12 protein-coding genes and 1 pseudogene are annotated in these 17,872 nt (G+C 56.3%); 6 read left to right on the forward strand and 7 right to left on the reverse strand.

The genetic code is table 11. The features are described 5' to 3' along the window. Positions 1-57: 57 nt before the first annotated feature. Together AC3WP4_RS19005 and AC3WP4_RS19010 are read left to right on the forward strand one after the other, a co-directional pair. Entirely contained in the window at positions 58-1,515 is a 1,458-nt protein-coding gene (locus AC3WP4_RS19005; protein ID WP_102615120.1) for a flavin-containing monooxygenase, read from the forward strand. Positions 1,516-1,552: 37 nt separating this feature from the next. Beyond that, positions 1,553-2,410, forward strand: a complete 858-nt coding sequence (locus tag AC3WP4_RS19010; protein WP_102615121.1) for an alpha/beta hydrolase — start codon at positions 1,553-1,555, stop codon at positions 2,408-2,410. A gap of 4 nt (positions 2,411-2,414) precedes the next feature. Here the strand turns inward: AC3WP4_RS19010 and AC3WP4_RS19015 are convergent, their stop codons facing one another. The 7 genes and pseudogenes from AC3WP4_RS19015 to AC3WP4_RS19045 form a co-directional block, all read right to left on the reverse strand. Further along, positions 2,415-3,503, reverse strand: a complete 1,089-nt coding sequence (locus AC3WP4_RS19015) for an AraC family transcriptional regulator (protein ID WP_256581160.1) — start codon at positions 3,501-3,503, stop codon at positions 2,415-2,417. Positions 3,504-3,907: 404 nt separating this feature from the next. Next, positions 3,908-6,382, reverse strand: coding sequence for an efflux RND transporter permease subunit (locus AC3WP4_RS19020; protein WP_102615190.1), 2,475 nt, complete (start codon positions 6,380-6,382; stop codon positions 3,908-3,910). A 27-nt stretch (positions 6,383-6,409) separates the two neighbouring features. Further along, entirely contained in the window at positions 6,410-7,486 is a 1,077-nt protein-coding gene (locus AC3WP4_RS19025; RefSeq protein ID WP_102615122.1) for a WD40/YVTN/BNR-like repeat-containing protein, read from the reverse strand. 118 nt (positions 7,487-7,604) lie between these two features. Then, positions 7,605-8,969: a DUF1329 domain-containing protein gene (locus AC3WP4_RS19030; protein WP_102615123.1), complete on the reverse strand. Its 1,365-nt coding sequence runs from the start codon at positions 8,967-8,969 to the stop codon at positions 7,605-7,607. A gap of 32 nt (positions 8,970-9,001) precedes the next feature. Further along, positions 9,002-10,831: a DUF1302 domain-containing protein gene (locus AC3WP4_RS19035; protein WP_102615124.1), complete on the reverse strand. Its 1,830-nt coding sequence runs from the start codon at positions 10,829-10,831 to the stop codon at positions 9,002-9,004. Positions 10,832-11,392: 561 nt separating this feature from the next. Then, positions 11,393-13,009: a long-chain fatty acid--CoA ligase gene (locus tag AC3WP4_RS19040; RefSeq protein WP_102615125.1), complete on the reverse strand. Its 1,617-nt coding sequence runs from the start codon at positions 13,007-13,009 to the stop codon at positions 11,393-11,395. Positions 13,010-13,592: 583 nt separating this feature from the next. Beyond that, a pseudogene (locus AC3WP4_RS19045) lies at positions 13,593-14,008 on the reverse strand (transposase); the annotation flags it as partial. Between the two features lie 413 nt (positions 14,009-14,421). Between AC3WP4_RS19045 and AC3WP4_RS19050 the strand changes: the two are divergent. Genes AC3WP4_RS19050 through AC3WP4_RS19065 form a run of 4 tightly spaced genes read left to right on the forward strand, consistent with a single transcriptional unit; the run spans position 14,422 to position 17,867 of the window. Next, the gene (locus AC3WP4_RS19050; protein WP_256581163.1) at positions 14,422-15,258 is read left to right on the forward strand and encodes an ABC transporter ATP-binding protein; all 837 of its coding nucleotides are present in this window, start codon (positions 14,422-14,424) and stop codon (positions 15,256-15,258) included. Positions 15,259-15,296: 38 nt separating this feature from the next. After that, the gene (locus tag AC3WP4_RS19055) at positions 15,297-16,298 is read left to right on the forward strand and encodes an ABC transporter substrate-binding protein (protein ID WP_102615127.1); all 1,002 of its coding nucleotides are present in this window, start codon (positions 15,297-15,299) and stop codon (positions 16,296-16,298) included. A 28-nt stretch (positions 16,299-16,326) separates the two neighbouring features. After that, positions 16,327-17,103, forward strand: coding sequence for an ABC transporter permease (locus AC3WP4_RS19060; protein WP_102615128.1), 777 nt, complete (start codon positions 16,327-16,329; stop codon positions 17,101-17,103). Next, the gene (locus tag AC3WP4_RS19065) at positions 17,100-17,867 is read left to right on the forward strand and encodes an SDR family oxidoreductase (RefSeq protein ID WP_102615129.1); all 768 of its coding nucleotides are present in this window, start codon (positions 17,100-17,102) and stop codon (positions 17,865-17,867) included. The genes AC3WP4_RS19060 and AC3WP4_RS19065 overlap by 4 nt, the downstream gene beginning before the upstream one ends. Positions 17,868-17,872: the final 5 nt, after the last annotated feature.

Here is a 17,872-nt window from a genome sequence, read left to right on the forward strand (position 1 = left end):
GTATACCTGCACTTCGCAATACTCCTGAGCTCAGAATAATAGCAATGAGAGTGTTCCATGCAGAATCAATACGACGTCTTGATCATTGGTGCCGGTCTTTCGGGAATTGGTACTGCCTGCCGCATGGCTATGGAAATGCCCGGCGCCAAAGTCGGGCTAATTGAGCGCCGTGAAGCAATCGGCGGGACATGGGACCTGTTCCGCTACCCTGGTATCCGATCTGACTCGGACATGTTCAGCTTCGGCTACTCGTTCCGCCCATGGCACGATTTGAAAGTCCTTGCCGATGGACCGTCAATTCGTCGCTATGTCACCGAGACCGCCCGCGAGTACGGGGTCGATAAAAAAGTTCTGTTCGGCCTTAAAACTACCGACGCCTCCTGGTGCAGTGAAAAGCAACGCTGGACCGTGAGTTGCCTGGAAGAAGCCAGCGGCAAAACCGATACCTTTAGTTGCAAGTATTTGATCAGTTGCACCGGTTACTACGACTACGACGCAGGCTATCTACCCGATTTTCCAGGAGAGGAGCGCTTCAAGGGCAAGCGCGTGCATCCACAACATTGGCCAGAAGACCTGGACTATCGCGGCAAGCGTGTGGTTGTCATTGGCAGCGGCGCTACTGCGGTAACGCTGGTGCCAGCAATGGCACCTGACGCTGAGCACGTAACGATGCTACAGCGCTCACCCAGCTATGTATTCAGCGTACCCGGCCATGATCGTTTGTCTGAAGTGCTACAACGATTCCTGCCAAAGCGAGCGGTGTTTGCCTTAGCTCGCAAGCGCAACATTGTCTTGCAGCGCTTTATCTACAAGATGTCCAAACGTTGGCCCGGACTCGTACGCTCCTGGCTGCTTTCTGGTGTGCGCAAGCAGGTTGGCGAACACGTCGACATGCGCCACTTCACTCCACGCTATCAACCTTGGGACGAACGCATCTGCGCGGTCCCGGACGCAGATCTGTTTAAAGCCCTGAAGGCTGGCAAGGCGTCCGTGGTCACCGACCAGATCGAAAGCTTCACGGAGACCGGCATCAAGCTCAAGTCAGGTCAGGAACTACCGGCGGACATCATCATCACTGCCACTGGCTTGAAACTTCAAACATGCGGGGGCATGGATCTAGTGGTGGATGGTAAGCAGAAACAGCTTAACGAGCTGATGACTTACAAGGGCTCCATGCTTCAGGACGTTCCGAACATGGGGTTTGTCTTCGGTTATACCAACGCACCCTGGACGCTTAAGGTCGACATGACCGCCAGCTATTTGTGCCGTCTTTTCAATCATATGAAACAGAACAACATCGGCGTGGTGATTCCCCGAGCCCCCACTGGAGAAATGCAAGCTGACGAGACGGTCCTCGGCTCGATGCAGTCTGGCTACATCCAACGCTCGGCAGCAGTACTACCGCGCCAAGGACGCCAACTGCCCTGGCGCGTACTGCATAACTTTGAAAGCGACCAAGTGATGCTACTCAAGCAATCAGTCGTAGACCCAAGTCTGGAATTCAGAAGCGCTTGAAGCGAACAGAAGGGGCTCCCCGCCCCTTTTTCGAACCATGGCCCGTCGTCTCGTCAATGCTCGTCGCGACGGGTTTCTTTTGAGCTGCCAGGCGGACGGTCAACAATTGAATCCAGACATTATCTTTATCCATGGTATGTGGTCACGTCATACGGTGTGGCGTGATTGGGAAATTTTCTTCAGGGCTCGGGGCCTTAATTGTTTGACGCTTGATCTTCCGGGCCACGTGGAACATGGCTCGGATACGTCGCTTGCGAGAGTTGCACTCAATAGTTACGTCGATGCAGTGGTCAAAGCGGCGGACGGCAAGAAACGACCGGTATTGATCGGCCATTCCCTAGGAGGACTCATTGGCCAACTGGCTGCCCAACATCTGGACCTTGCCGGGTTGATACTGATCAACAGCGCGGCACCCGCCCAGATATTTCCGATGCGCCTGCGCATGCTACCCGGGTTGTTTCGGCACTTCTGCAAATGGGCGTTATGGAGGAAGACGTTCCGTTTGTCTGCCTGGGAAGCGGACTACCTTATATTCAATCGGGTGCCTCAGGGAGAACGGGCGGGCTACCGCAAACTGCTAATTGCTGAGTCCGGAAAAGTGGCCTACGAAGTGGGGTTTGGTGTACTCAACCTGGCGCGTACCAACCGGGTCCAAAAGGAGCAAATCGGTTGCCCAATGTTGGCCTTGGCAGGGGGGAAAGATCGAATTATTCCCCGCTCGGTGAGCCGTCGAATGTCACGCTGGTACGGCGACCAGCTCGAGTATCGCGAATACCCAGTACAGGGTCACTGGCTATTAGGGGAGCCAGGCTGGCAAGGCCATGCCCAGCAAGTCGTCGACTGGATTGAGACCTTGGGCGGCAGCCAGGGTGTCAGGGAAAATCTGACACCCTGAACGCTCAAACCTCTGGTGATCGGCGACGCTGCAGATGCGCACGCAGTCGTTGCCGGGATTTACCAGTCGGGTGTTGTTGCGCCCGCCACTCCCGCGGGCTGCAACCAAACCACCGTTGAAAGGCACGGGAAAACGCGCTCAACTCCGAGTACCCCAACATGGCAGCCAGTTGGGTCAGATTGATGGTCGAGTCTCCCAGATAGCGCTGAGCCATCGATTGACGCGTCTCATCCAGCAGCACTTGGAAAGAGGTACCCTCCTCTGCCAGATAGCGTTGCAGCGTACGATGACTCAGGTCCATAAAGCCTGCGATCTGCTCAATCGTAGTGCGACCGCTGGGAAGCAGGTTACGCAATAATTGGCGAACATAGGCCGGTAACTCCTGTACCGACATTTGATCCAGCGCATCCAGGTGGTGCTGAATCAACCTGTACAACTCCTGATCACCGGAGCTCAAAGGCGTGTCCAGGAGTTTGGCATCAAAAAGCCAGGCATTACACGGGGCATTGAACTGCGGTGTCAGCCCGATCAACCTTGTATAGGCCTGCGTATCGCACAGCGGTGCCGCCCGCAGCATCAAAGCTCGCGGCTGCCAGCGACTACCCAGCAAGGTACGCATCAGCTGCATGGCGGCGCCCACGACCAGTTCCACCGTCAATCGATGGCTGACAACATCCTTGACGTCAGCTGAGTCATAGTGAAACAGCGCGTGGTCACCCTCTACCTCCAGTCGTATTTGTGCGACGCTCGCATGCAAATGGAAATAGTGGCTTAACTCGTTGATAGCGACACCCACGCTACCTGCGTTTCGGATGAGATAAAGCAGAGGCCCCAAAGAACTGACGCCTTGATGCATACCGAATCGCATGCTGAAAAGCGGATTGCCTGAGCGCTGTGTGCCAAGCGCCAGCAGTGCCGCAAACTTGCGATAAGGAACGAGACTCTCTGGATGCTCAAGCACGTCATCTGGAAGGCCCACCTCTTTTATAAGATCCTGCGCGCACAGGTTCTGGGTGGCGGCGAACTCGGCAAGCCCATGTAAGGCAGAAGCGCGTACGAAATCGGTTGCAGGGATCATCTTGTTGATATCCATCAGGCTAATGTCGTCGAACCATCATTCGCGCCTTCTTGGCAGTAACTGACTACTCGTAGACGCATTCTGTCAACTTTCACAGAATGACGCGATCCCATTTTACCTGTCAGGCCCTCTGGTTAATGACTCCGTTCAAGGTCTCTGCAAAGGCTCTATATAGGCTCATCCACGTATGAATATTTACGGGAAGTGAGACCTGTCGTGAGTAAAAAAAACCTTTGATAGCGGTTACAAATTTACATAAAGCATTGTTTTATCGCGATTTTATTGAGGGAAATCACAATTCTGATCAAGGGTCACAAATCAAAACGGGCACTGTACAGTGCCCGTTTTTTTTCTGCTGAAGACTCACCCAGGTATCGATAGCGTCTGTCCTAAAACCGATAAAAAATCCTAATAAAGGTCTAGCAAACGCTTACCTTCCCATCCAAAGTCTCAGGAACCTCTTTTCCCGTGAAATTCTTGAGCAGAAAGTGCGAAAGCGCAGGAATGAGTACCAGTGCCCCAAGCATGTTCCAGATAAACATGAAGGTGAGCAGGATGCCCATGTCCGCCTGGAATTTGATCGGTGACCAGGCCCAGGTGATCACGCCGGCCGCCAAGGTAATGCCGACCAATGCCACCACTTTGCCAGTAAACGCCACGGCATTGCGATAAGCCTCAGTCAATGACAGCCCGGCACGCTGCTGCGCCAATTGCACGCTCAGCAGGTACAGCGCGTAATCCACGCCAATCCCCACACCCAATGCGATCACTGGCAAGGTCGCGACTTTCACGCCCATCCCCAGCCAGACCATCAGCGCCTCGCACATGATCGAAGTCAGCATCAACGGCAGCACCGCCACCACCACCGCGCGCCAGCTGCGGAAGGTGATGAAGCACAACACGATCACCGCGCCGTACACGTATAACAACATGGTTCGATTAGCCTCGCGCACGACGATATTGGTCGCCGCTTCGATCCCGGCACTGCCGGCGGCCAGCATGAACTGACGTTCGCCATTGCTGTGCTCACGGGCGAAGGTTTCGGCCACCTGCACCACACGGTCGAGGGTTTCGGCCTTGTGGTCCGACAGGTACGCGATGATTGGCATCATCGAGCAATCGTTGTTGAACAGGTCCGGGCTGCTGACCGACGCCTGTTGCGCGCCGTAGTTGAGCACGTTCTGATTGCGCGAGATGGTCAGCATTTTCGGGTTGCCTTCATAGGAACCCGCAGTGATCTGTCGCACGGCGTCGACCAGCGACACGGTGGTCTGGACACCCGGTTGCTGCTGCAACAGCCAGCCCAGGCGATCGGCTTCCACCAAGCTTTCGTATCTCAGGCAGCCTTCGCTCGGCGTCTTGAGCATGATCGCGAACTGGTCGCTGGACAGCGAATAATTAGCGGTGATGTAGGCGTTGTCGCGGTTGTAGCGCGAATCGGCGCGCAGTTCCGGAGCGCCGGGATCGAGGTCACCGATCTTCAACTGATGGCTGACAACCGTCGCACCTACCGCCAACACTACTGCGATGATGATGGCGAAGGTGGCCCAGCTGCGCTCGGTGAACCTGTCGAGAAAAATCCAGATCGCCCCCATGCCTTTACCGTGCGACTCTTTGTTCTCGGCCCGCAGGCTGCGCTCGGCGGCCTTTTGACTGACGCCCCAATAGGACAGAAGTACTGGCAGCAACACCAGGTTGGTGAAGATCAGCACCGCGACACCCAGGCTAGCAGTCATCGCCAAATCCTGAATGACAGGGATATCGATGAGCATCAACACTGCAAAGCCAACGGCATCAGCCAGCAATGCTGTGAGGCCCGCAAGAAACAAGCGACGGAATGTATAACGTGCAGCCACCAATTGATGGGTGCCGCGCCCGACGTCCTGCATGATCCCGTTCATCTTCTGCGCCCCGTGGGACACGCCGATGGCGAACACCAGGAACGGCACCAGGATCGAGAACGGATCAAGCGCGAAACCGAACAGTGCCACCAATCCCAATTGCCAGACAACGGCGACCACTGAACAGAGAATCACCAAAACTGTGCTGCGCACACAACGGGTGAAGTAAAAAATGATGGCAGTGGCGATTAGCGCGGCAGCGCCGAAATACAACATCACCTGCATCAGACCGTCGATCAGGTCACCCACCAGCTTCGCGAAACCGATCACGCGGATCTTGATCGGGCCTTTGCCCTCTTCTCCCGCGACGCGAACGCTGCTTTCGAACTCGTACTTGTCGCGCAGCTTCTCTTCGAGGGTTTTCGAGAACTGGTGGTAGTCAATGCCCAGGCCGGTAACCGGGTCTTTCTCCAGCAGCGGTACGAAGATCATGCTCGACTTGAAGTTGTTGCCGACCAGGCTGCCGACAATTCCCGAACGGGCAATGTTCTGCCGCAACTGCTGCACGCTCTGCGTCGAGCCATCATAGGAGTCGGGCATCACCGGTCCGCCCTGGAAGCCCTCTTCGGTCACCTCGGCCCAGCGCACGGCCGGGGTCCACAGTGACTTCATCCAGGCACGGTCCACGCCCGGGGTCACGAATAGCTCGTCGTTGATTTCCTTCAAGGTATCGAGGTAATGCGGATCGAAAATATCACCGTTACCGCTCTCCACCACTACCCGTACCGCGTTGCCCAGGCCACGCAAAGCCTGGCGGTTTTCCAGATAGTTTTTAATGAAGGGCTGGCTTAGCGGGATCATTTTTTCGAAGCTGGCGTTGAGCGTCAGCCGCGTAGCAGCAAAGTAGCTCAGCGTCAGCGTGACCATCAGGCAGGCCAGCACCACCCACAGGCGGTTATTGAAAATCAGCCGTTCCAACAGGTTTCCGGAGCACGAATCAAAGCTCTTGAGCTCGCGCACCACCGGCATTGTTTGGAGTTCGTAGTGACCCATCATGTTGTTCTCTTTGTGAAGCCGGGCTCAGTCGAGGGGCAGTTGCCGCAGGCCACGAGTGCCCGCCAGTACCAATGAGCCGTCGCTAGCCACCTGTGCCGCGGCGACTGGAGCAGGTGTTGTGTTGGGCTGGAGTTGAAAACTGGCGCCGTCATCGGCGCTGACCAGCACATGACCGGCCTGACTGACCAGGACGATGCGCCCATCGACGGTGACGCTGCTGGCGGTGATGCTCAGCGGCAGGCCAAGGTTGACCTTGTTCCAGCTTTCCCCACCGTCGGTGCTGCGAAACACATTGCCGCGCAGGCCAAACACCAACGCGGCGCCGGGTGTTCCGGTGACACCGAAGAAGCTGCCGTTGTACGGCGTTGGCAGCGCTTCGAAACGACCGCTGACGCGATCGAGCTTCATCACTAGGCCCTGCTCGCCGACGATGAACAACTCGCCACCCACCGAGCGCAATGCGTACAGATTCAGGGCACCAGGGTTCTCGGTCAGATCAAGCAACGGCGTCCAGCGCAGGCCTCCATCGTCCGTACGGAAAATCAGGTTGAATGCGCCGACGATGTAGCCGACCCGCTCGTTTTCGAACCAGACATCCAGGAACGGTTTGTCGGCCCCCTCATCGACCATGCGCTGCGCCTCGGCGACCCGCGTCCTAAGGACAGCGTCATCCGGATGGCTATCGAGTTGGTGTTGGTAATAGGCGAGCATGATCGGGCCGACCTGGCGCCCATCCAGTTGGCGGTTCCAGGTCTGACCACGATCGCTGCTGTGCAGAACCACGCCGTCGTGACCTACGGCCCAACCCCGTTCCGGGGTCGAAAAGTACACGGCCACCAGATCGGAACTGACTGGTACTTCGGCCTGTTGCCAGTGCTGGCCAGTGTCATCGGAGTACAGAATGTGCCCCCGTTGGCCCACGGCAACCAGCCGATCGCCGGCTCGAGTGACCCCGGTCATCAGTGAGTTTACGGCCAGCTCGCTGCGCAGTGCCGGCGTATCGAGCACATCGGCAATTTCGCCGGCAATCACCGGTCGGGTAAACGGCACCGCCATGGCAGCCGCCAGTGTGGCGAGCAGAAACCATTTGATCATCGTCATTATTCTTATCTCGGGTGCCCTGCGGGAGCTGTCGAGAGAAACGAGGCTGCGATCTATTGATCTTTAAAACATCAAAAGATCGCAGCCTGCGGCAGCTCCTACAGAGGGATCGCGGGTGCTAGCGGATGCCGCTGCCGGCCAAAGACTCGGCGGACCACTGAGCCTTGGACAATGGATCGGTGTATTTCAGGCCGCCATAAGGGCCGTAAAAGCCACTCAGGCTGTAGGAGCCGGCGACAAAGTCATAGATCATGTGGTTGATCGTGTCCGGCGCCTGCACGTCATAGCTATAAGCCAAGTGAGTAAAACCTCCCCGGTACAACTGTCCACGCGCGTCATATTCATCCGAGGCCAAAATAGTCCAACTGTCCTCGTCCAGATAGAAAGTACGTTTGCTATAGATGTGGCGCTTGCCGGGCTTCAATGTTGCCTCGACCACCCATACGCGATGCTGCTCCCAGCGCAGCAGATCAGGGTTCAAATGGTGCGCGGTAACAACCTCGGCAGCGTTCTTGTGATAGTTCAGCTTGTAGGTGTTGTACGGAACATACATTTCCTTCTTGCCAACCAGTTTGAAGTCATAACGGTCCATGGCGCCGTTGAACAGGAACGCGTCGTCATAAGTCATGACTCCGGAGGTGCCTGGATTCGGCGTGTCGTACGCCAGGTCAGGCGCCAGCTTCACTCGACGCTGCCCTGGCAGGTATTGCCAGGCACGGCGTGGCTGCTTCATAGGATTGACTGAGTCGATGAGCAAGAGTGCTTCACCGACACGGCGAGCCGGCCCGGTGTATTGCAACTTGACCTTGTAGATAGCTTCATCGATGGCAGCCGGACCTGCTGGACGCTTGGGATCGAACAGAGGAAATTCGATATCGATGACACCCGTGGAACTGAGGTTTACGGCGCCAGAGCTATCGCCAAGCCAGGTATCGTATTTATTACTCATGGCCACCCCCTGATAATGCAAAAGGTGGTTCCACATGGCTTCATTGCCATTGGAAGGAATTGGGAACGGCACACCCGGCAGAGCATTTTCCAGCGTCAAGCCGCCCTCACCCGTTGTTGCTCCCACAGCGTTTGCCACACTGTTTTCCAACACGTTGCGCGGCAACACCACAGAACGGTGAGTTGGATAAACATCCACGCGATAAGTCGGGTAGCGCTTGAGCAGTTCCAATGTAGAAGCAGACATTTTGTCCGCATTCTCCGCAGCGTTTTTACCCGTGATAACCATGCGCGGCTTGTCATTGGCGAATGGGTCGGGGCGGAACGAGTCGCCGGGTTTAAAATCGGCCGGAGGCGCGATTAGACTTCCTGTATAGGCAGGAATACTTCCATCAGCATTGGCGGCTTTTTCTGCGCCTATGGCAGTCAGGCTGGTGCCCAGTTTCGCAGCCTGTTCGGTGTTGACCGCTGCATACGCGGAGCTTGCGATCGTCAACGCCACGGCAGTGGTCAATAGTGATTTTACGAAATTCATGGGGTGCCTCCAGTTAACTCACGACTCGAAGATCAGAGGGTGGTTTTAAAAGTAAGAGTGACCATGCCGCGATCCTTGAGCTGGGGCTGTGTCCCGGCAAATGCAGTGGTCTGGCCTGGAACGCAGTTGTATTGGCCGTTGGCGCCAGGAGCGGCACCGTCCCCGTGTGTCGACGCGTTGCCCGCAGTCCCGCAGGTATCGAAATCGCCGAAGTTGTCGACGTATTTCAGGTCGAAACGGTATTGGTTTTGAACGTCCATTCCGACGCCCACCGAGTAACTGCCCGAGCCTTTGTTACCCCCCAGTTGCACGGAGGATTGACCCGCAAGACCTACGTTGTAGGTGGCTGGAAGGTACATATCGATACCGGGAAACACTTGATACCAAACCGGGTTGAAGTTCACGCCGAGCACGTAGTTGTCCTTGGTGACCTTGTCAACACCGTGATACCAGTGCTCGCCCTTGAACAGTTGTTTGTTGTCGGTCACATCCAGCCAGCGGCTATAACCGAGCTCAACCAGCAACGACGCGCCGTCCCAGACCGGTGTTTCGGCGAACGTGGCCAGGCCGTTGAGTACCGCATGCAAGGTATTGCCGCGCGCCACGCCGTTTTCGCCATCGAAGCTGCTGATGAAGCCGGGAGCCTGCGCTGCGCCCAGGATTGGATTGACAGTGGCCGCCACGCTCGCCAGGGGCATGTTGTGGCGATAGTTGAGGTCGAAACCGACGCTCACTCCTTCGATGTTTTTGGAAAGACTGATGCCGTAGACATCAATGTCGTCCACGTAGAACTGGTTGTAGCTGCCGACGTTACCAGAAGCCAACTGGGTTGCACCGACGGCGACCGGTTGCAAGACCACGTTGGGCAAGGTATCCGCGGTTTTCCGGTAGTAAAGGCCCAATGTACCGTCGAGCCATTCCGGGCTCCACTTGGCCATCAAGCCAAAATCGCCACGATTGTCTGGCGTGTAGGTATGGCCATTACTCAGGCGTAAAAACTGATGGACGCCCAAGGGACCCGGTGTGCCGAAAAAAGGGTTCCGTGCCGCGACGAGCGACAGATTGTGGCCGCCATTCTGCAGACCGTCGTTAAACCCCAGGTACGTGCCGGATTCAGGCAGTCGGGAGGCATTCCAGTCCAGAAAATACTGGGCGGCCAGGGTCAACTCAGGGTTAACGGTGAAGCTGGCGGACAACTGGTTGCGCGGCATGAAGAGCTCTTTGGCTTCGGTGCCCGGAACAGCGAGCGCTTTGGACAAGTCCAGACCCGACTGTCCATAACTGTTGCCATGAGCAAAGGCCAATACACTTTCCCCCCAATAAAGGGTGTGCTTGCCGGCCTTGCCACTGAGCAATGACTGGTCACCAATTTCCGTACTGCCGAATACAAAGGCATCGAGAATTTCCGAAGACGGGCCGTTGTAATAACGGTCCGCATAGCCACTCTGATGATTCGAGTCGGGCTTACCATTGTTGAGCTGGTTGGTCGAAGGGTTGAAACTGCCAACATCGTCATAGGCATGGTCGTACCAGCTATTGGCACTGACCCGCAAACCCAGCTGTTTTTTGTAAACCACATCCAGCTCAGACAACACGTCAACGCGTTGGGCTACGGGGCTGCCAGATGAAAAATTACGATCGCCGTCGTTGTTGTTCCACGAATTCGCCAACTTACTATTAGGGGCCTCGACCCTTTGGGCATAGTTGAACTTCAAGGTGTTGTCGAAACGGACCGAAACATCCTCATTCCCCGTATCGATTTCGAACGCCTGCACAGGCGTCATCCCGAGCCCGGTTAATACCGCTGATGCCAGCAATCCGCGTCGCAGATTTGGATGACAGATCTTATTATTTTTATTCATCTAACTTGCTCACCTTCTCTGTGATTCACGAAAGCTTTTCATGAGTTCAATGCACGTAGGCGTCGTCCTTCGGCGCTCTATCCGGATGGCTGTATGAAGCAATCGGTTTTTCAAATGATCGGACCCAACACGACCGCGTCCAGGCAACGTATCTGGGGCTGTTTAAGGAGTGTCAACACGGCTTGACCAGTGTTCACTTGAGCTCACCGGTTTGCGCGAGCACCTACATCTTGCTTTGCCTGTCCCAACTATTCTTGACGACAAGTGCCACGCACTTGACATTTAGCGACACCAAGGGCATCAGTCTTCGGAAGGTTCAAGCGGGTGTTTAACCTTGCTGGCGCTGAACAATTGCCGTGTTCAATACGATGGCCTCGGATCAACACGCGGGAACGGCTTATCGTCGCAAGCTCTTCAGGAATAGTTGTCGAGGGTGCGTTGAACGCATTTTTTGAGGGGGAGTCGGACGATTGCCTGAATTCACTTCAAATGACAGCAGCCCGCCAGACCAGGCTGGCAGGCCCTTTCAACTGCCTCAAACCGAGGCTTAAGTGACAGTTCTCATTTAATGCTGGGCCATTGGTAATCTACAAAGCGCTCGCGCAAGTCTTTCTTGCTCACTTTACCCGTGGCAGTGTGCGGTAGCTCCGGCATTGATTCGCATGCGTCAGGTAACCACCACTTCGCGATTTTTCCAACCAGAAACGTGATGAGCTCGGGAGACGTTGGAGAATGCCCCGAACGTGGCACCACCAATAGCAACGGCCGCTCTCCCCAGGTTGGGTGATAAACGCCGATCACTGCGGCCTCTGCCACACCAGGATGCGCCATCACCGCATTCTCGATTTCAATGGAACTGATCCACTCCCCGCCAGACTTGATCACATCCTTGGTGCGGTCAGTAATCTGCAAATAACCACGAGCATCCAGGATGGCGACATCCCCCGTATCGAACCAGCCATCAGTCGCTTCCCCACCAAAATATCCGCTGCAAACCCAAGGGCCTCTAACCTGCAAACTTCCCGAGGATTTGCCGTCGCGCGGCAGAATATTTCCCTTGTCGTCAACAAGCCGCAGACTCACTCCAAATACCTGCCGTCCAGCCATGACCTTCTGACGAGCCTGGTCCTGCGGACTCAGCGTTTCGTACCAAGGTTGATGACGGTTATAAGCACCCAATGGACTGGTTTCTGTCATCCCCCAACCAACCTCGAGACGCACTCCATGGCGAGCCATATTCTCGATCAATGCAAGCGGACATGCCGACCCGCCTGACACTGCACGCTTGAGGCTCGCGATCTGCAAGCCGGTGCTTTCCAGATAATTGACGAGCGCCAGCCAAACGGTCGGAACACCCAACGCATAGGAGACCCGTTCATTATTGATCAATCTCTCCAGCGTGGCACCATCACCGGCTTTAGGCCCCGGCAATACCAGCTTTGCCCCGACCATCGCCGCGCTGTACGGTACACCCCATGCGTTGACATGGAACATAGGCACGATCGGCATCACTACATCTTGCGCGCACAAATTGGTTGCTTCGCCCAAGTTGCCTGCCAGGCTGTGCAGCACCGTGCTGCGGTGACTGTAAAGCACACCTTTAGGATTGCCCGTCGTGCCCGATGTGTAGCAAAGACTGCTGGGAGTACGTTCATCCAGCATTGGCCAGTCATAGTCGCTGGATTCAGCGGCAAGCAGTCTTTCATAGCTGCTTAAATTTGGCAGGGTCGACGCCGGCAGTTCGGCTTCGTCGCACAAAACGATAAAATTGCGCACGCCTGATATCTGGGTCTGAATACTTTCCAGCAACGGTACAAACTGAGGGTCGACGAACAGAACCCTGTCTTGAGCGTCATTAATTATGAAGATGATCTGTTCCGCAAAAAGTCGCGGATTAATCGTATGGCACACACGCCCGGAACACGGAATGGCGTAATACAACTCAAAGTGACGGTAGTCGTTCCAGGCCAGGGTTCCTACTCGATCCCCCGCAGATACATCCAGCCGATCAAGGGCATTGGCTAGCTGGCGGCTGCGGGCAAACGCTTGCGCATAGGTATAACGATGTCTAGAGCCGTTGCTGAGCACCGAAACAATTTCTACATCCGCAGCGATCTGTTCTGCGTGATGCATCATCATGGCGATACTCAATTGATCCGCCATCATCAGATCTTTCATCGTGACCCTCAAGTTTCTTTGTTTTTTTGAAGTTGCCTGCCGGCGCTTGTAGAAGAGCGTTTGCCTTTTCCAAATCCGCGGTGCGAAAAATGCTTGGGCTTCGGTTCGCTACCAACGATTCGTTACATCAGAATGCGCTTATCTACGCTATTCGCACCGGAAGGGAGGACTGAGTATGCAATCCGCCTCACATTGAAACTTGACATACTGCGTCAGGTTTTTATCTTTTGCGTTTAGGATTCCGGGTTGCAAAGGTCGATTGCAGCCGGCCACTGGATGTTGGCGCATCCTTTCCGGTCGCTCTTTTTCACCTCGGTGTAGAGACTTCTTAGGCATTGGCCTGACAGGCCGCCAGTACGCTCAATTCTCGGTCGCCGGAGCCGATAATGCGTCGAGCGTGCCCTGGAGCCAGTTGACTTGTGCAGCTTGGTGCTGCGCCCGGCGCTTGGTGATTCCATTCAATCCCAGAGTAATTCACTAACGTCACACACAAGAAAAAGACCTGTCAGATTAGGATTAATCTTGAATATTGAGGAATGCAGAAAGCTGCCGGGGGCCGGGTACAGGATGCCTTCGCGATGGAGAGATTTTCTCCAAACTGCCCCAACTGCTGACACCGCACGACGAACTGGCGACAGAAGCCTCGGATGGCCTTGCTGTTGTCTTTTCGGAAGTTGGCGATGGTCTTGAATCCGCCATCAAGCGCCCGGTCAACCACATCAACTCGACGTTGCGTCGAGCTTCTCGCTCCAAACGTCGGCTCGACTGGAGGCGGTTGAGATAGCTGTAGATGTAGATCTTCAGCAAGATCGCGGGGTGGTAAGCAGGCCGGCCAATATCGGCTGGAATTCAACCGTCAAGACTCAGATTGACCAGGCCGGGTTCGTCGACAAAGACGTCGATTACACGCACCGGATTGGTATCGCTGACGTAATCTTCGAGGCTCTGGGGAAGCAAGGTGCCTTGGCCTCGACTTTCACCTTGGATAACGCCCTCCATGGGCGATCCCTGCGATGAAATCCTCAGAAATCATAGCAAGGGTTCGCGCAGGCGTTTTTACACACTCTCGGCCAATTGCGGGCGCCTGACGGGGCCCCGTTTTTTCCTCCAGCAGACTTCGTTCCACACTTGAAACAAATTCGTCATTTTCCCGCCCTCAGCGTTACCTGAAACAGACCCGCCTTCTTGTAAATCCCTGAGCCTCGCACGATCGATGTGCAAATTCGTGCCATATAAGAAATAGCGTTTCATATATAAAACGCCACTAAATTTGAACTTATTACTTAACTTATTAATTTTAAAAGACTTTCAAACAATGTTGCGACCTGATCACGCGCGGGCATTGTTCATGCACTAAACACCGTATCACCTATAAAACAGACCAGAGACCCTTCCCAATGGCTGTGAAAGAGATGTACGCCCTCGCCCCTCAATGGAACAAGCCCGCTCCCAAGGAAGACCTGGAGCCAACTGAAATTGAATTTCGCAATGTCGGTAAATGTTTCCCGGCCAAGGGCAAGCCCGAAGCGCCGTTCGCCATTCGCGGGGTCAACTTCAAGATTCGCCGTGGTGAAGTGGTGTCGATCATCGGCCCTTCCGGTTGCGGCAAGAGCACCATCCTCAATATGGGTTCCGGCCTCTACCGCCCTTCCGAAGGCGAAGTGTTCGTCGGCGGTGAAGCGGTCACCGGGCCGGTCCGTCAGGTCGCATTCATGCTGCAAAAAGACCTGTTGATGCCTTGGCGCAGTATTCGCCGCAACGTTGAACTTGGCCTGGAAATACAAGGTGTAGCGGCCGCCAAACGTCAGGCCGTGGCCAAAGATCTGCTTGATCGTTGCCACCTGCAAGGCTTTGCCGACCATTACCCGTTCCAGCTATCGGGTGGTATGCGTCAGCGCGCTGCGTTGGCCAGGACCTTGGCAATCGACCCGCAAGTGCTGTTCCTCGATGAGCCGTTCTCGGCGCTGGATGCGCAGACCAAGATGATCCTGCAACAGGACATGGCGCGAATGCTGTTCGATGAAAAGAAAACCGCGCTGTTCATTACCCATGATTTGATCGAAGGCATCGCCATGTCTGACCGGCTGTTGGTCATGAGCGCCCGCCCCGGCACCATCATCGAAGAAATCAACATTGACCTGCCGTTTCGCGACAACCCGCTGGAGCGCCGCAAGCTGCCTGAGATCGGCCCGCTGGTCGGTCGCCTGATGGAGTTGCTGCAAGTCAGCGAAAACACCGAACTGCATTGATCACGCCTGTGTAGCCAGCAACCGATTGAGGAGTACGCATGTTCAAGTCCCTGTTTCAACGCTTCAGCCAGGTCACCGGCATCGCGCTCGGCCTGGGCATGGCTTTCGCCGCCCAGGCGCAGTCGACCGACGTGACTTACCTGCTGCCGGCACCACCGAACCTGCCGGCGTTCGCTCCATGGATCATTGCGCAGCAGAAGGGCTACTACGCCGCGCAAAACCTGAACATGACCTTCATCGCCGCCAAGGGCGGCGTGGACGTGGCAAAACAGATCGGCGCCGGTAACGCCATGCTCGGCGGTGCCCTCGGTGATACCCCTATCGTGGTGCGGGCCAACGGGATTCCGGTGCGCGCGGTGGCAGTGCTCGGTGCCGGCGGCGTGACCATGATTGCCACCAATGCGGCGCAAAACATCAATTCGATCAGCGATCTCAAGGGCAAAACCATGACGGTGATGTCCTACTCGGACACCACCTACTACGCCCTGCTCGCCTCGCTGCGTAAAGCCGGCCTGAGCAAAAACGATGTGAACATCCAGGCGGCCGGCCCATCGGGTGTCTGGCAATTGTTCTCGGCCAACAAAGCCGAGGCGATGGCCGGTGTGCCGGATTGGGTGGTCAACGCCGAAGAAGCCGGGTTGAAGATCAAGCTGATACCGCAATCGCAGATTTTCGAAAGCATGGCCCAGTCGATCCTCGCCTCCGATGACGCCATCAAGAACCACCCGGCTATCGTTCGCGGCGCGGTCCAGGCAACGCTGCAGGGCATGCGCGACATCATTGCCGACCCTCGAGCTGCCGCAGTGACCTTTGCCAAGGCCGTTCCCGCCTATGCCGGCAAGGAAGATTCGCTGGAGAAAATCTTCAAGCTCTACGTCGAGCATGTCTACGCCAACCAGACCGTATTGGGCCGCATCGATCCGGCGCGACTCGAAGCGGTCCGTCAGTTCTATGTCAGCGAAGGCATCGTCACCCAGGAGCCCAAGCTCGACGACCTGTACACCAACCAGTTCATCGACACCCAAACAGCCGCGCAATGACGGCCAGTGACAACAAGGTAACGACACGATGAAAAACCTCAATAACTCCATGCTCGGCAGCGTCGCCCTGCTGATCCTGTTCCTGGTGCTCTGGCAGTGGGGTCCGGAATTGCTTGGCATGCCCGAATTCGTCATGCCGCCACTGAGCCGCGTGGCCCAGGAAAGCCTGGTGATGTGGCACTCCGGCAACCTGTGGCAACACACCCTGATTACCGCTTTCGAAATCATTGTCGGCTTCGGCCTGGGCGCACTGCTCGGCGTAATGATCGGTGTGTCGCTGGGGCTTTCGCCCGCCGCCGAGGCCATGCTGTCGCCGTACATCCTCGCGTTGCAGATTGCCCCGAAAGTCGCCTTTGCACCGCTGTTTGTCATGTGGCTGGGCTACACCATTTACCCGAAGATCCTGATCGCCATCCTGATCGTGTTCTTCCCGGTAATGATCAACGTGCTGTCGGCCATCCGCACCGTTGACCCGGACATGATCAACCTCGTGCGAACCATGAACGCCAGCCGCTGGCAGATCTTTCGCCTGGTGGAATTTCCCTCGGCCATGGCCGCGCTGTTCTCCGGTCTGCGCATTGCTTCGACCCTGGCCGTCATCGGCGTCACCGTCGGTGAACTGGTTGGCGGCAACCAGGGGCTGGGTTTCCTGCTGGTCGATGCCGAAGGCCAGGGCAATACCGCTGGCGTGTTCGTGGCCATTGTCATGCTCACGCTGATCGGTGTACTCGCTTACGGCGCGGTGGTCTGGACCGAAAAACGCGTCCTGCACTACCTGCCCAAAGCCATGCTGAGCACCCAATGATGACGACCTTCAATCGCTTGCTCGAAGGCCGTCGCGTGCTGGTCACCGGTGGCGCCCGTGGATTGGGCTACGCCTTTGCCCAGGCCATCGGCCGGGCCGGTGCCCGCGTGGTCATCGCCGACATTCTCGCTGAACGCGTGCAGCAATCGGCCGCCGAACTGATCGCTGAAGGCCTGACCGTGCATGGCGTGACGGTCGACCTGGCGCAACCGGATTCAATTGACACCTGCATTGCGCAAACCCTCCGTTTGCTCGGCGGGCTCGACGGACTGGTGAACAATGCCTCGATCACCAATTCCGGCGGCAAGACCTGCGAAGAGCTGAGCCTGGACACCTGGGATCAGGTGATGCAGGTCAACGTGCGCGGCACCTGGTTGATGACCAAGGCCTGTCTGCCGGCCCTGCGCGCCAGCGGTCATGGCGCCATCGTCAACCTGGCCTCCGACACGCCACTGTGGGGCGCGCCGAACCTGCTGGCGTATGTCGCGAGCAAGGGCGCAATCATCGCCATGACCCGCAGCCTGGCCCGCGAACTGGGGACTGACAACATCACGGTCAATGCTATCGCACCTGGCCTGGTGCTGGTCGAGGCCACGGCGTATGTGCCTGAAGCCCGTCACCGTTTGTACAACGATCAACGCGCCATTCAACGCCCCCAACTTCCCGAAGACGTCAGCGGTGCCGTGCTGTTCGCGCTGTCCGACCTCGCCCGCTTCATTACTGGACAAACCTTGCCGGTCAACGGCGGGTTCGTCATGCCTTGATACTG

The sequence above is a fragment of the Pseudomonas sp. FW305-20 genome (assembly GCF_058788075.1).

Coding starts and splice junctions, on each gene's coding strand:
- AC3WP4_RS19030 (WP_102615123.1), bottom strand. CDS start 8,969: ATGAATTTCGTAAAATCACTATTGACCACTGCCGTGGCGTTGACGATC.
- AC3WP4_RS19040 (WP_102615125.1), bottom strand. CDS start 13,009: ATGAAAGATCTGATGATGGCGGATCAATTGAGTATCGCCATGATGATG.
- AC3WP4_RS19025 (WP_102615122.1), bottom strand. CDS start 7,486: ATGACGATGATCAAATGGTTTCTGCTCGCCACACTGGCGGCTGCCATG.
- AC3WP4_RS19015 (WP_256581160.1), bottom strand. CDS start 3,503: ATGGATATCAACAAGATGATCCCTGCAACCGATTTCGTACGCGCTTCT.
- AC3WP4_RS19060 (WP_102615128.1), top strand. CDS start 16,327: ATGAAAAACCTCAATAACTCCATGCTCGGCAGCGTCGCCCTGCTGATC.
- AC3WP4_RS19050 (WP_256581163.1), top strand. CDS start 14,422: ATGTACGCCCTCGCCCCTCAATGGAACAAGCCCGCTCCCAAGGAAGAC.
- AC3WP4_RS19020 (WP_102615190.1), bottom strand. CDS start 6,382: ATGGGTCACTACGAACTCCAAACAATGCCGGTGGTGCGCGAGCTCAAG.
- AC3WP4_RS19055 (WP_102615127.1), top strand. CDS start 15,297: ATGTTCAAGTCCCTGTTTCAACGCTTCAGCCAGGTCACCGGCATCGCG.
- AC3WP4_RS19005 (WP_102615120.1), top strand. CDS start 58: ATGCAGAATCAATACGACGTCTTGATCATTGGTGCCGGTCTTTCGGGA.
- AC3WP4_RS19035 (WP_102615124.1), bottom strand. CDS start 10,831: ATGAATAAAAATAATAAGATCTGTCATCCAAATCTGCGACGCGGATTG.
- AC3WP4_RS19065 (WP_102615129.1), top strand. CDS start 17,100: ATGATGACGACCTTCAATCGCTTGCTCGAAGGCCGTCGCGTGCTGGTC.
- AC3WP4_RS19010 (WP_102615121.1), top strand. CDS start 1,553: ATGGCCCGTCGTCTCGTCAATGCTCGTCGCGACGGGTTTCTTTTGAGC.